Annotated in this window: 14 protein-coding genes; 5 read left to right on the top strand and 9 right to left on the bottom strand. The window is 59.7% G+C overall.

Annotated elements, in window-relative coordinates:
- The first annotated feature begins 84 nt into the window (after positions 1 to 84).
- Positions 85 to 1,104: a DUF4917 family protein gene (locus tag QOM10_RS06950; RefSeq protein WP_316917783.1), complete on the top strand. Its 1,020-nt coding sequence runs from the start codon at positions 85 to 87 to the stop codon at positions 1,102 to 1,104.
- 97 nt (positions 1,105 to 1,201) lie between these two features.
- Here QOM10_RS06950 and QOM10_RS06945 read toward each other — a convergent pair whose 3' ends face one another.
- Positions 1,202 to 1,744 carry a helix-turn-helix domain-containing protein gene (locus QOM10_RS06945; RefSeq protein WP_102900220.1) on the bottom strand — a complete coding sequence of 181 codons (543 nt, stop codon included), beginning with the start codon at positions 1,742 to 1,744 and terminating at the stop codon, positions 1,202 to 1,204.
- Positions 1,745 to 1,850: 106 nt separating this feature from the next.
- Here QOM10_RS06945 and QOM10_RS06940 point away from each other — a divergent pair, with 106 nt between their 5' ends.
- Both QOM10_RS06940 and QOM10_RS06935 read left to right on the top strand, forming a co-directional pair.
- Positions 1,851 to 2,633, top strand: a complete 783-nt coding sequence (locus QOM10_RS06940) for an aldolase (protein WP_077571483.1) — start codon at positions 1,851 to 1,853, stop codon at positions 2,631 to 2,633.
- Positions 2,634 to 2,655: 22 nt separating this feature from the next.
- Entirely contained in the window at positions 2,656 to 3,537 is an 882-nt protein-coding gene (locus QOM10_RS06935; protein ID WP_316917782.1) for a dihydrodipicolinate synthase family protein, read from the top strand.
- 142 nt (positions 3,538 to 3,679) lie between these two features.
- Here QOM10_RS06935 and QOM10_RS06925 read toward each other — a convergent pair whose 3' ends face one another.
- The 3 genes from QOM10_RS06925 to QOM10_RS06915 all read right to left on the bottom strand — a co-directional run bounded on the left by QOM10_RS06925 (position 3,680) and on the right by QOM10_RS06915 (position 5,104).
- The gene (locus QOM10_RS06925; RefSeq protein ID WP_150749345.1) at positions 3,680 to 4,024 is read right to left on the bottom strand and encodes a YegP family protein; all 345 of its coding nucleotides are present in this window, start codon (positions 4,022 to 4,024) and stop codon (positions 3,680 to 3,682) included.
- A gap of 179 nt (positions 4,025 to 4,203) precedes the next feature.
- Positions 4,204 to 4,509, bottom strand: a complete 306-nt coding sequence (locus QOM10_RS06920; protein ID WP_223027170.1) for a ribbon-helix-helix domain-containing protein — start codon at positions 4,507 to 4,509, stop codon at positions 4,204 to 4,206.
- A gap of 13 nt (positions 4,510 to 4,522) precedes the next feature.
- Positions 4,523 to 5,104: a DJ-1/PfpI family protein gene (locus QOM10_RS06915; protein WP_316917781.1), complete on the bottom strand. Its 582-nt coding sequence runs from the start codon at positions 5,102 to 5,104 to the stop codon at positions 4,523 to 4,525.
- Positions 5,105 to 5,373: 269 nt separating this feature from the next.
- Here QOM10_RS06915 and QOM10_RS06910 point away from each other — a divergent pair, with 269 nt between their 5' ends.
- Complete coding sequence (locus QOM10_RS06910) at positions 5,374 to 6,279, top strand: DMT family transporter (protein ID WP_016982791.1); 906 nt, start codon at positions 5,374 to 5,376, stop codon at positions 6,277 to 6,279.
- A 66-nt stretch (positions 6,280 to 6,345) separates the two neighbouring features.
- Here QOM10_RS06910 and QOM10_RS06905 read toward each other — a convergent pair whose 3' ends face one another.
- From QOM10_RS06905 to QOM10_RS06890, 4 genes are all read right to left on the bottom strand, one after another.
- Entirely contained in the window at positions 6,346 to 7,563 is a 1,218-nt protein-coding gene (locus QOM10_RS06905) for a class I SAM-dependent methyltransferase (RefSeq protein WP_150773855.1), read from the bottom strand.
- A gap of 312 nt (positions 7,564 to 7,875) precedes the next feature.
- Entirely contained in the window at positions 7,876 to 8,493 is a 618-nt protein-coding gene (locus tag QOM10_RS06900) for a TPM domain-containing protein (RefSeq protein ID WP_007916305.1), read from the bottom strand.
- Between the two features lie 33 nt (positions 8,494 to 8,526).
- Complete coding sequence (locus tag QOM10_RS06895; protein ID WP_160038613.1) at positions 8,527 to 9,282, bottom strand: TPM domain-containing protein; 756 nt, start codon at positions 9,280 to 9,282, stop codon at positions 8,527 to 8,529.
- Positions 9,283 to 9,295: 13 nt separating this feature from the next.
- Positions 9,296 to 9,904 carry a LemA family protein gene (locus QOM10_RS06890; RefSeq protein WP_095119162.1) on the bottom strand — a complete coding sequence of 203 codons (609 nt, stop codon included), beginning with the start codon at positions 9,902 to 9,904 and terminating at the stop codon, positions 9,296 to 9,298.
- 261 nt (positions 9,905 to 10,165) lie between these two features.
- Between QOM10_RS06890 and bglX the strand changes: the two genes are divergently transcribed.
- Complete coding sequence (gene bglX, locus QOM10_RS06885; protein WP_150749350.1) at positions 10,166 to 12,457, top strand: beta-glucosidase BglX; 2,292 nt, start codon at positions 10,166 to 10,168, stop codon at positions 12,455 to 12,457.
- A gap of 140 nt (positions 12,458 to 12,597) precedes the next feature.
- Here the strand turns inward: bglX and QOM10_RS06880 are convergent, their stop codons facing one another.
- On the bottom strand, positions 12,598 to 13,755 hold the full coding sequence (locus QOM10_RS06880; protein ID WP_127926144.1) for a phospholipase D-like domain-containing protein: 1,158 nt from the start codon (positions 13,753 to 13,755) through the stop codon (positions 12,598 to 12,600).

The following is a 13,755-nucleotide window of genomic DNA, read 5'->3' as shown; positions in this document are numbered from 1 at the left end:
CACGAGTGATGTTGATCTGGCTCAATGCCCGCTCGTGATAAAGTCGCCGTCCATCAGCCCCTATGTTTTGAGACCGCCTACGCAATGACCGATTTTCTCGATGTCGACGCCAGCCTCGAAGACTGGAACACCCTGCGCGCCGCGACCGACTTCAGCGGCCTGCTGGTGGGCAATGGCGCCAGCCGTGCGGTATGGGACGACTTCGGCTACGACTCACTGTTCGAAAACGCCCGAACCGTCGAGGAGAAACCGCTGAGCCCGTCGGAACTGGCGGTGTTCGACGCCATGCAAACGCGCAGCTTCGAGCAGGTTCTCGGTGCGCTGAAAACCACCAGCCGGGTCAACAAAGCGTTGGCCGTCAGCTCAGCGGCGCCGCGCAATCGTTACTACGCGATCAAGGAAGCGTTGATCAACACCGTGCACGCCGTGCACATTCCGTGGCGTCTGGTGAAGCCTTCGACGCTGGCGACGCTGAATGAAGAACTGGCGCGCTATCGCACGGTGTTCACCACCAATTACGACCTGCTCAACTACTGGGCACTGCAGCACAACAGCGAAGCCATCGACGATTTGTTCAACGGCCCGAATGCCAGTTTCGACCTGAGCGAAACTGGCACCGACAAACCGCGCTTGCTGTACCTGCACGGTGGCCTGCATCTGGTGCGCAATCAGGACGGCACGGCGCGAAAACTGACGTCAACCGAAGGCACGCTGCTCGGCAGTTTCGCCATCAACAACACGATAAAGACGCTGGATGACGTGCCGCTGTTCGTTACCGAAGGGCCGAGTGCGGACAAGCTCAAGACCATTCGCAGTTCGGATTACCTGTCGTTCTGTTATGAGCAGTTGCTCGGGCATGGCGGCAGTTTGTGCATCTTTGGTCATGCGTTGGGCGAGCAGGATGCGCACATTGTTCGGGCGTTGCGTTTGGCGAAACCTGCGACGGTGGCGATCTCGATTTACCCGCGCAGTGCGGCGTTTGTTCAGCATCAGAAGCGGCATTACGCGCAGGTGTTCGAAGGCACGGGTGTGGAGTTGCGGTTTTTTGATGCGAAGAGCCATGCGCTCGGCAGCCCGAAATTGTCGGTACCCGTCGAGGTTTAAAGCAAGATCAAAAGATCGCAGCCTTCGGCAGCTCCTACAGGGGAACGCATTCCAACTGTAGGAGCTGCCGAAGGCTGCGATCTTTTGACTCTAAGGTTCATTCTTCGGCGCTGTGCACCACCACCAGCAACTGCGCCTGCACATCCCCCACCGATCTGATCCGGTGCGGTTTCTGGGCATTGAAGTGCAGCGCATCGCCGCGCTCCAGCAATACCTTCTCGTTCATGAAATCCACTTCCACCTGCCCTTCGTGAACGAACAGAAACTCCTCGCCCAAGTGCTCCTTGAAGGTCTTGTCGCTGAACTCTTTTGGCGGGTAGATGATGAACGGCAGCAAGTTACGCTCGCTGACCTGATGGGCCAACACCGCATAACCGGGGCTCTGATCATTCGCTGCGAGTGACTGGCGCTCGTGGCTGCGCACCAGGCTGTAGCTGTCGAGGCTGACGTTGTCTTCGGAGAACAATTCCTCGACTTTCACATTCAGCGCTTTCGCCAGTTTCAACGCGGCCGCAATCGACGGCGTGTTCAGCCCGCGCTCGACTTTCGACAGATAACTCTTGGTCATGCCGGATTTTTCGGCCAGTGCCTCAAGGGTTACGCCAAGTTTTTTTCTCAATAATTTCAAACGGATAGACATGCGCGGCGGTTATTCCAGCAAGGAAGCGACGATTTGTGCTTGCCAATGACACTTTGTGTCATATAGCCTCTTTCGTGTCATTTGCTCTCACCCAAAGGACACAGACATGGCCAAGACATTAGCACTACCCAAAGACCAACTGGTCAAGCAAGCGCTGACCCAGATGCAAAAAAGCCTGGCGGATAATACGTGGACAGACCGGCAAAAGCTGGCTTTGACCTGCCGGATTCTGTTCGAGAACGGTCACGACTCAGGCCTGGCCGGGCAAATCACTGCCCGTGGCCCGCAGCCCGGCACCTATTACACTCAGCAATTGGGCCTGGGTTTCGACGAAATCACTGCGAGCAATCTGCTGCTGGTCAACGAGGATCTGGAAGTCCTTGAAGGCCACGGCATGGCCAACCCGGCCAACCGTTTCCACAGCTGGGTGTATCGCGCTCGCCCGGATGTGAATTGCATCATTCACACCCACCCGACCCACGTCGCGGCGCTGTCGATGCTGGAGGTGCCGCTGCAGATTTCCCACATGGATCTGTGCCCACTGTACGACGACTGCGCGTTTCTCGAAGGCTGGCCGGGTGTGCCGGTGGGTAACGAAGAAGGCGAGTTGATTGCCGGTGCACTGGGCGACAAACGCGCGATTGTGCTTTCGCACCACGGTCAGCTGTCGACCGGCACAACGATTGAAGAGGCGTGTGTCATCGCCCAATTGATCGAACGCGCGGCCAAGCTGCAACTGCTGGCGATGGCGGCCGGCACGATCAAACCGATCATCCCTGAGCTGGGCCGCGAGGCGCACGACTGGATCGCCAAGCCGAAACGTCACGCCGCGGCCTTCAACTACTACGCCCGGCAGAACCTGCGTCAACACGCCGATTGCCTGAACTGAAACCTGTTACGGAGAGATTCCCATGTCCACTATTCACGGCATCATCGGCTACACCATCACCCCGTTCGGCGCCAACGGCGAAGGGCTGGACCTGCCAGCGCTCGGGCAATCGATCGATCGCCTGATCGATAGCGGCGTCCACGCCATCGCGCCGCTGGGCAGCACCGGCGAAGGCGCTTACCTGAGCGATGCGGAGTGGGATCAGGTCGCCGAGTTCAGCATCAAGCACGTCGCCAAACGCGTGCCGACGATCGTCAGCGTGTCCGACCTGACCACCGCCAAAGCCGTACGCCGCGCGCGTTTCGCCGAAGCCCATGGCGGCGATGTGGTGATGGTGCTGCCGGCTTCGTACTGGAAACTCACGGAGGCGGAAATCCTCGCCCACTACCGCGCGATCGGCGAGAGTATCGGCGTGCCGATCATGCTCTACAACAACCCGGCCACCAGCGGCACCGACATGTCGGTGGATTTGATTCTACGCATCGTCAATGCCGTGGAAAACGTGACCATGGTCAAGGAGAGCACCGGCGATATTCAGCGCATGCACAAACTGCAATTGCTTGGTGAAGGTCAGGTGCCGTTCTATAACGGCTGCAATCCGTTGGCGCTGGAAGCGTTCGCCGCCGGGGCCAAAGGCTGGTGCACGGCGGCGCCGAACCTTATTCCGCAGTTGAACCTGGATCTTTATGACGCGGCCATGGCCGGCGATCTGGATCGGGCGCGGGATCTGTTCTATCGCCAGTTGCCGCTGCTGGATTTCATTCTCAAGGGTGGCTTGCCGGCGACGATCAAGGCTGGGTTGCGGCAGACCGGGCTGGAGGTGGGTGATCCGCGCTTGCCGGTATTTCCGCTGAGTGAAGCGGGCCAAACTCAACTGCAAACGATCCTGAAAACCTTGCGCTGACCTCCCGGTAAAACGCAAAACCCAATGTGGGAGCGAGCCTGCTCGCGAAGACGGTGTATCAGTCGATGATGATGTTGACTGATACACCGCTTTCGCGAGCAGGCTCGCTCCCACAGGGATTTTGGTGGATTTGAAAGTGAGGTCAGAGCACCGGCAAGGTCTTGTCCTTGATCACTTTGCTTGGCCCGTTCGTTTTGACGCTGGCAATACCTTTATCGCACGCTGCATCCGAGGAATAGGATTCGCTGCTGCCGATGACCTGATGATTGGCGGCTTTCAAATTGAAGTACGGGTGGCCGTCCTTCGTCGACTTCTTCTCGTAGCGCTCATCCAGCGGGCTGTTGGTTTGCACCGCCGCGATGCCGCCGTCGGCCGCTGCGCGAGTGGTGTACAGCTCGCTGGTCAGAATCGTTTCGGCATTCGCCGCTTTCAGCACGAACCTGAACTGGCCGTTGCTGCTTTTACTGATTTCGTACCATCCGGACATGCTCGTTGCTCCTTGGCGATTGAGAGATTTCGCGTTTCAGAGTAAAGACCAGTCCAGAACATCTGTCGCCTGTACCGGCCTCTTCGCGAGCAGGCTCGCTCCCACACTGGATACTGAGTGTTCACTGAAGAGCTACTGTGGGAGCGAGCCTGCTCGCGAATGAGGCAACTCGGTGCCGGCTATTTCACCACCGCGCGCACCACCGACAACTCCGGCGTATTCACCCGCCGCTGACTCAAATAGCGCATACAACTCACCCGCAGGAACGAAGCAAAATTCACCACTTCCCCGCGATAATCCATCACCTCTTCATACAGCTTGGCGATCAATTGGTTGGTGGTCATACCGTCGACCTCGGCGATTTCGCTGAGGATGTCCCAGAACTGATTCTCCAGGCGCAGCGTGGTCACCACGCCGCAGATACGCAGCGAGCGCGAGCGTGATTCGTAGAGAATCGGGTCAGCCTTGACGTAGAGCTCGCACATCGGCGAATCCTCGTTACAGAGTGATTTTGGTGCCGAGCAAACCGAGGAACCCGGCCAGCCAGTTCGGATGCGCCGGCCACGCCGGTGCAGTGGCCAGATTGCCTTGAACGTGGCCGTCCGTCACCGGAATGTCGATGTACGTACCGCCCGCCAGTCGCACTTCCGGCGCACAGGCCGGATAGGCGCTGCATTCGCGACCTTCAAGCACGCCCGCCGCTGCCAGCAATTGTGCGCCGTGGCAAACGGCGGCAATCGGTTTGCCGGCCTTGTCGAAGGCACGCACCAGCTCGAGGACTTTTTCGTTCAGGCGCAGGTATTCCGGGGCACGACCACCGGGGATCAGCAGTGCGTCGTAATCGGCCTCGCTGACCTTGGCGAAGTCGAAGTTGAGGGCGAACAGGTGACCGGGCTTTTCGCTGTAAGTCTGATCGCCTTCGAAATCATGGATCGCGGTGCGCACGGTTTTGCCGGCGGCCTTGTCCGGGCAAACGGCGTGGACGGTGTGACCGACCATTTGCAGGGCCTGGAATGGCACCATCACTTCGTAGTCTTCGACGTAATCGCCGACCAGCATCAGGATCTTTTTCGCGGCCATGGGGAGGACTCCTCTGGAATTTACCTGTGAGTGTTCAAGGTAGACCTATTCGAGAATGACGGGTAACAACGGGCTACTACCGAGTTGACGCCATCGCGAGCAGGCTCACTCCTACAGAAGTACGCATTTCAACTGTAGGAGTGAGCCTGCTCGCGATGGCGTCCGCAAACTGTACGCCTAAGTTCGTGCCTAGCTGTAACACCCAGAAATTCGCGGATTATGGCTAGATGAGGACACCTTCCAATTTCCTACGATTCTGGTCTCCCATCATGTCCTCGCGCGAAAACACCGGCATGGCCCTCGGTCTGCTCGGCGTGGTGATTTTCAGTCTCACCCTGCCCTTCACCCGCATCGTGGTGCAGGAACTGCATCCATTGCTCAACGGTTTGGGTCGCGCATTGTTTGCAGCGATTCCTGCGGCGTTGCTGTTGCTGTGGCGCCGCGAGAAGTGGCCAACCTGGCAGCAAGTCAAAGGCCTGAGTCTGGTGATCGCCGGGGTGATTCTGGGTTTTCCGGTGCTGTCGGCGTGGGCCATGCAAACCTTGCCGGCCTCCCATGGTGCGCTGGTCAACGGCCTGCAACCGCTGTGCGTGGCGCTGTATGCCGCGTGGTTGTCCCATGAGCGCCCGTCAAAAGCCTTCTGGGCCTGCGCGGCGCTGGGCAGTGCGCTGGTACTCGGTTATGCGTTGTATACCGGTGCCGGTAGCATTCAGGCGGGTGATTTGCTGATGCTCGGCGCGATTGCCGTCGGTGGCTTGGGTTATGCCGAAGGCGGCCGGTTGGCCAAGGAGATGGGCGGCTGGCAGGTGATCTGCTGGGCGCTGGTGCTGTCGACGCCGCTGTTGATCGGGCCAGTGTTGTATCTGGCGCTGCAACATCAGGGTGCGGTGTCGGCCAAAACCTGGTGGGCGTTTGGTTATGTGGCGCTGTTTTCGCAGTTTCTCGGCTTCTTTGCCTGGTACGCCGGGTTGGCCATGGGCGGCATTGCCCGGGTCAGTCAGATCCAGTTGCTGCAGATCTTCTTCACCATCGCGTTTTCGGCGCTGTTCTTTGGTGAACATGTCGAGCCGATTACTTGGGTGTTTGCCTGCGGAGTCATCGCCACTGTCATGCTCGGCCGCAAAACCGCGGTGAAATCAAATGTGGGAGCGAGCTTGCTCGCGAAGGCGGACTGACAGTCAACGATGATGTTGGCTGTTATGGCCCCTTCGCGAGCAAGCTCGCTCCCACAGGGTTTTGTATCACGCCAGGTAGCCGTCAGCGCGCAGCAAGGTTTCCAGGCAGTGCTCGCTGATGTTGTAGAAGTCTTTCAACTCCTGAATCTTCACCAACAACTGCGCCGGGTCCACCGGCTCGGCGCGTTTTACCGCCAGAATCATCTTGTTCTTGTTGGTGTGATCCAGCGAGATGAACTCGAAGACCTTGGTCTCGTAACCGCAGGCCTCAAGGAACAGCGCACGCAAACTGTCGGTGACCATTTCTGCCTGCTGCCCCAGATGCAAACCGTATTGCAACATCGGTTTGAGCAGCGCCGGGCTCTGGATCTGCAAGCGAATCTGTTTATGGCAGCACGGCGAGCACATGATGATCGACGCGCCCGAACGGATGCCGGTGTGGATCGCGTAGTCGGTGGCGATGTCGCAGGCATGCAGGGCGATCATCACGTCCAGCTCGCTCGGCGCCACGCTGCGCACGTCACCGCACTTGAACACCAGGCCCGGATGATCGAGCTTCGCCGCCGCAGCGTTGCACAGGTTGACCATTTCCTCACGCAACTCGACACCCGTGACTTCGCCCTCGGCGTTCAAGGTGTTGCGCAGGTAATCGTGAATCGCGAACGTCAGGTAACCCTTGCCCGAACCGAAATCCGCCACCCGCACCGGTTTGTCCAGCGCCAGCGGCGACGAGGTCAGGGCGTGGCTGAACACTTCGATGAACTTGTTGATCTGCTTCCACTTGCGCGACATTGCCGGGATCAGCTCGTGCTGGGTGTTGGTCACGCCCAAGTCCTTGAGGAACGGCCGGCTCAGTTCGAGATAACGATTTTTCTCACGGTTGTGTTCGGCGGACGGCGCTTCGCGCAATTGCTGAGGTTTGCTCTTGAACAGCGAAGACTTGCCCTTTTTGCTGTATTCGAGCTGGGCTTCGTCAGCCACAGCGAGTAAATGCGCATTTTTGAACGAGGCCGGCAACAGCGCGGCAATCGTCGCCACACCGTCAACCAAGGGCAGGTTTTTGGTGATGTCACGGGTTTTGTAGCGATAGACGAACGACAGATTCGGCTGCGCCTTGACCGTCACCGCTTTGATGATGACCCGCTGCAGATCCGCTTCGTCACCGACGTACTTGGCCAGCACCAGTTTGATGAAACCGTTCTGTTCGAGGCTGGTTTGCAGCAGCTCGATGAACTGGGCGTGGTGATCGGGCGCAGGCTTGATGGACGGGGCAGTAACGGACATGGAAAAGCGGCCTCGGACGGGCGAAATCGGGAATGGCGGGTATTTTAGGGGGGATGGGGGTTGGGGACACGCTCTTATTTACCGAACGGTTCTTTAAAAGCGGCCCTCACCCTAGCCCTCTCCCAGAGGTAGAGGGGACTGATTGGGGGATATTGACGAGATACACCGACTTGAACGATTTGCTTTGAATCCAAAATCGATACGTTTTTCCAAGTCGATGTCCAGCGCAAGACACCTCGGTCGGCTCCCTCTCCCTCTGGGAGAGGGCTGGGGTGAGGGTATGGCCCTCAAGCCGAATAAAAAATCTGCAACCTAACCCAACACCACCAACCGATTCGGCAACTCATTCCTCACCTGCGTCACCGGCACATGCACCTTCAGCAATTCCCCACACGCCTCGATACACGTCACAAATCCCTCCAACGTGCGCCCCTGCCTGACCTGCTCGGTAAACGCCGCAACAATCGCATCCCAACTCTTATTATCGAGCCGTTTGGAAATCCCCTCATCCACCAGAATCTCCACATACCGCTCCGCCTCGCAAACAAAAATCAGCATGCCGGTGCTGCCCACCGTGTGGTGCAGGTTCTGCTCGAGAAACTGCCGGCGCGCCAGGTTGGATGCGCGCCAATGCCGCACGCGGCGCGGGATCAGATGGGTAGTGATTTTCGGCAAACGAAACAGCAGGCACAGCACGATGAACGCGCCCCACTGCACCAGCAGCAGACTGCGCAGGGTCAGCCACCCGGTCAGGTAGTGCACGACGCCCGGCACCACCAGTGCCAAAAGGCTCGCCCACAACAGCGGGATGTACGCGTAGTCATCGGCGCGGGCGGCCAGCACCGTCACCAGTTCGGCGTCGGTGTCGCGCTCGACCCGGGCGATCGCCTCGGCGACTTTGCGTTGTTCGTGTTCAGTCAGTAATGCCATGTTGAAAAGTGCCTGCTCATTATTCTTCTGATCTCACCAGCCGCCGGACGAACCGCCGCCGCCGAAACTGCCCCCGCCGCCGCTGAAGCCCCCGCCTCCACCACCGCCGCCAAAGCCGCCGCCACCGCCAAAGCCGCCCCCTCCTCCGGAGCCGCCACGGCCAGCGGGCAGGATACCGAGCATCTGGCAGACAAACACCGTCAAGATGAACAACATCACTAAAAACACGAACAGTGCCGGGTGCCGCGAGATGAAATCGTCGGCCGGATCACCGCTGGACTCATACACCGTCGACGGTTCATCCAGCGGATTGCCACCGAGCACCACCAGCATCGCCGCGACGCCATCGCTGATGCCTTTGCTGAAATTGCCGGTCTTGAAGGCTGGGGTTATGACTTGATGGATGATCACCGAAGTCTGCGCGTCAGTCAGTCGGTCTTCCAGGCCATAACCGACTTCGATGCGCAGTTTGCGCTCGTCACGGGCGACGATCAGCAGTGCCCCGTTGTTCTTGTCCTTCTGGCCGATGCCCCAGTGCCGGCCGAGCTGAACGCCGAAATCTTCGATGGTGGTGCCTTGCAGATCCGGCACCGTGACCACGACCAATTGCTCGCCGGTCGCCTGCTCGTGGGCCTGCAACTGTTGGCCCAGTTGCGCGCGCACCGACGGGTCGATCATCTGCGCTTCGTCCACCACCCGGCCGCTCAACGCCGGGAACGTCAACTCGGCCTGGGCGCTGACGGCGAACAGCCACAGCATCAGCACCAGGCCCATTTTCAACACGCGCATGGACAACCTCGAATCAGAATTTCACTTCCGGGGCCTTTTCCGCGCCGGGCGTGGTGGCTTCGAAGGTTTCGCGGATCGGCAGGTCGCTGTACATCACGCTGTGCCAGAGGCGACCGGGAAAGGTGCGGATTTCGGTGTTGTATTTCTGCACCGCCAGAATGAAATCGCGGCGCGCCACGGCGATACGGTTTTCCGTGCCCTCGAGTTGCGATTGCAGGGCGAGGAAGTTCTGGTTGGCCTTCAGATCCGGGTAGCGCTCGGAGACCACCATCAAGCGGCTCAACGCGCCGGTCAGTTGATCCTGCGCCTGCTGGAACTGCTTGAGCTTCTCGGGGTTGTCGAGGGTGCTGGCATCGACCTGGATCGAGGTCGCCTTGGCCCGCGCCTCGATCACTGCGGTCAGCGTTTCCTGCTCGTGAGCCGCATAACCTTTCACCGTTTCCACCAGATTGGGGATCAGGTCAGCGCGGCGCTGGTACTGGTTCTGCACCTGGCCCCACGCGGCTTTGGCCTGTTCGTCGAGGGTCGGGATATTGTTGATGCCGCACGCGGTCAACAACGTGGCCAGCACCAGCAGCGTGGCGACCTGCAAACGCGAGCGATTGGTTGGGCTTACATTCATCGCAGTGATGCTCCTTGGCACATTTCACTATAAAAACCGAGCGCGAAACATTCTTGGCGGGCTCTTGGGGCATAATCGGCCGCGTCGCTGGATTACGACGGGCCAATGGGCTAAAAAGTGCCCTGCGCGTTCACGCTGCCGAGTGTCGGCTGTCGTTTTTGGCTCGGTGTTTTCGAGCCTGCACCCGAACAACAATAGTCGCTCCCTAAATTTTGGCTGGCCGGCGTTACCTCGCCGTTTGGGCCCTTGAGAAAAATATTCATGAAGAAGCTGTGTTTGCTGGGTCTGTTCGTCAGCCTGGCCAGTCATCAAGTATTGGCCGCCACGACCCCGGTACCTCTGGAAAACAAGGACGCATTCATCAGCAATCTGATGAATCAAATGACCCTCGATGAAAAAATCGGCCAGCTGCGCCTGATCAGCATCGGCCCGGAAATGCCCCGCGAACTGATCCGCAAAGAGATCGCCACCGGCAACATCGGCGGCACGTTCAACTCGATCACCCGTGCGGAAAACCGTCCGATGCAGGACGCTGCCATGCGCAGTCGCCTGAAGATTCCGATGTTTTTCGCGTACGACGTGATCCACGGTCACCGTACGATTTTCCCGATTCCGCTGGCCCTCGCCTCGAGCTGGGACATGGACGCCATCGGCCAGTCCGGACGCGTGGCCGCGAAAGAAGCCGCCGCCGACAGCCTCGACATCACCTTTGCGCCGATGGTCGACATCTCTCGCGACCCGCGCTGGGGCCGCAGCTCCGAAGGTTTCGGTGAAGACACTTACCTGACTTCGCGCATCGCTGGCGTCATGGTCCGCGCCTATCAGGGTGCCACCCCGAGCGCGGCTGACAGCATCATGGCCAGCGTCAAGCACTTCGCCCTGTACGGCGCGGTCGAGGGCGGTCGCGACTACAACACCGTCGACATGAGTCCGGTGAAGATGTACCAGGATTACCTGCCGCCGTACCGCGCCGCGATCGATGCCGGCGCCGGTGGTGTGATGGTCGCGTTGAACTCGATCAACGGCATTCCGGCCACCGCCAACACCTGGCTGATGAACGATCTGCTGCGCCGCGACTGGGGCTTCAAAGGCCTGGCGGTCAGCGACCACGGCGCGATCTTCGAACTGATCAAGCACGGTGTCGCCCGCGACGGTCGTGAAGCGGCGAAGCTGGCGATCAAGGCCGGCATCGACATGAGCATGAACGACACTCTGTACGGCAAAGAGCTGCCGGGCCTGCTCAAGTCCGGTGAGATCGAGCAGAAAGACATCGACAACGCCGTGCGTGAAGTGCTCGCGGCCAAGTACGACATGGGCCTGTTCAAGGACCCGTACCTGCGCATCGGCAAGGCTGAAGATGATCCGGCCGACACCTACGCCGAAAGCCGTCTGCACCGTGCCGAGGCCCGCGAAGTCGCGCGTCGCAGCCTGGTGTTGCTGAAGAACCAGAACGAAACCCTGCCGCTGAAGAAAGACGCAAAAGTCGCGCTGGTCGGCCCGCTGGCCAAAGCGCCGATCGACATGATGGGCAGCTGGGCCGCCGCCGGGCGCCCTGCGCAATCGGTGACGCTGTTCGACGGCATGAGTTCGGTGATCGGCAATAAGTCGAACCTGATCTACGCCCGTGGCGCCAACATCACCAGCGACAAGAAGGTCCTCGACTACCTGAACTTCCTCAACTTCGATGCGCCAGAAGTGGTCGATGACCCGCGTCCGGCCAACGTGCTGATCGACGAAGCAGTGAAAGCTGCAAAAGACGCTGACGTGATCGTTGCAGCGGTAGGTGAATCCCGTGGCATGTCCCACGAATCCTCCAGCCGCACCGACCTGAACATCCCGGAAAGCCAGCGCGAGCTGATCCGTGCGCTCAAAGCCACCGGCAAACCGCTGGTGCTGGTACTGATGAACGGCCGTCCGCTGACCATTCTCGAAGAGAACCAGTCGGCTGACGCGATTCTGGAAACCTGGTTCAGCGGCACCGAGGGCGGCAACGCCATCGCCGACGTACTGTTCGGCGACTACAACCCGTCGGGCAAACTGCCGGTGACCTTCCCGCGTTCCGTGGGCCAGATCCCGACCTACTACAACCACCTGAGCATTGGCCGGCCGTTCACGCCGGGCAAACCGGGCAACTACACCTCGCAGTATTTCGATGACACCACCGGGCCGCTGTTCCCCTTCGGTTACGGCCTGAGCTACACCAACTTCGCCCTGAGCGACATGGCGCTGTCGTCAACCACCCTCAACGCCACTGGCAAGCTCGACGCCAGCGTCATGGTGAAAAACACCGGCAAGCGTGACGGCGAAACCGTGGTGCAGTTGTACATCCAGGACGTCACCGGTTCGATGATCCGCCCGGTGAAAGAACTGAAGAACTTCCAGAAAATCATGCTCAAGGCCGGCGAACAGAAAGTCGTGCACTTCACCATCACCGAGGATGACCTGAAGTTCTACAACGCCCAGCTCAAGTACGCGGCAGAGCCTGGCAAGTTCAACGTGCAGATCGGCCTGGATTCCCAGAACGTGACGCAGCAGAGCTTTGAATTGCTGTAACCGCAAGCACACCGCAAAACCCTGTGGGAGCGAGCCTGCTCGCGAAAGCGGTCATTCAGATAAACAATTGCTGACTGACACACCGCTTTCGCGAGCAGGCTCGCTCCCACATTGGATTTAGGGTGTATTCAAAATCGGTTTTACCCGCGGCGGTCGAGAATATTGACCACCACCCGATCCACCCAGCCCCACACCCGCTGCTTGACCCGTCGCCACAACGGCCGGCGCTGCCACTCCTCCAGACTCACCTGCTGGCTCAGCCCGAAGTCCTTCACAAAACTCGCCTCTACCGCTGCCGTCAACGACGGGTCCAGCGCCTCCAGATTCGCCTCCAGATTGAAGCGCAGGTTCCAGTGGTCGAAGTTGCACGAACCGATGCTCACCCAATCGTCCACCAGCACCATTTTCAAATGCAGAAAACACGGCTGGTATTCGAAGATCTGCACCCCGGCCTTGAGCAGTCGCGGGTAATAACGATGCCCGGCGTAGCGCACTGACGGGTGATCGGTGCGCGGCCCGGTCAGCAGCAGCCGCACATCAACACCGCGCGCCGCAGCCTTGCGCAGGGAGCGGCGGATTTTCCACGTTGGCAGGAAATACGGCGTGGCCATCCAGATGCGTTTTTGCCCACTGTTCAAGGCGCGGAACAGCGACTGCAGAATGTCGCGGTGCTGGCGGGCGTCGGCATACGCCACGCGGCCCATGCCCTCGCCCTTGTCCGGCACTCGAGGCAAACGCGGCAGACCGAAATGCGCGGCCGGGCGCCAGGCGCGGCGATAACGGTTGGCAATCCACTGACGATCAAAGAGCAATTGCCAGTCGATCACCAACGGCCCGCGGATCTCGACCATCACTTCGTGCCATTCGCTGCTGTCATGGCCCGGCGTCCAGAACTCATCGGTGACACCGGTGCCACCGACCACCGCCAGACATTGATCGACCAGCAGCAATTTGCGGTGATCCCGATAGAAGTTGCCGACCCAGCGCCGCCAGTTCAGCCGATTGTAGAAACGCAGTTCAACCCCGGACTGGATCAGGCGCTGACGCAGATTGAGGGTGAAGGCGAGGCTGCCGTAATCGTCGAACAGACAACGCACACGCACACCGCGCTCGGCGGCCAGCACCAGCGCTTGCACGATGGTTTCGGCACAGGCGCCAGCCTCGACCAGATACAACTCCAGTTCGATCTGCTCCTGCGCGCCAGCAATCTGCTCGAGCATGCGCGGAAAGAATTGCGGACCGTCGATCAGCAGTTCGAACCGGTTGCCGTCCCGCCACGGGAACACCGCGCCGCGCAT

Source organism: Pseudomonas sp. P108, from assembly GCF_032613195.1.
Taxonomy (GTDB): Bacteria; Pseudomonadota; Gammaproteobacteria; order Pseudomonadales; family Pseudomonadaceae; genus Aquipseudomonas.
The sequence above is the reverse complement of the archived record's forward strand: the minus strand, read 5'-3'. Positions and strand labels throughout refer to the sequence as shown.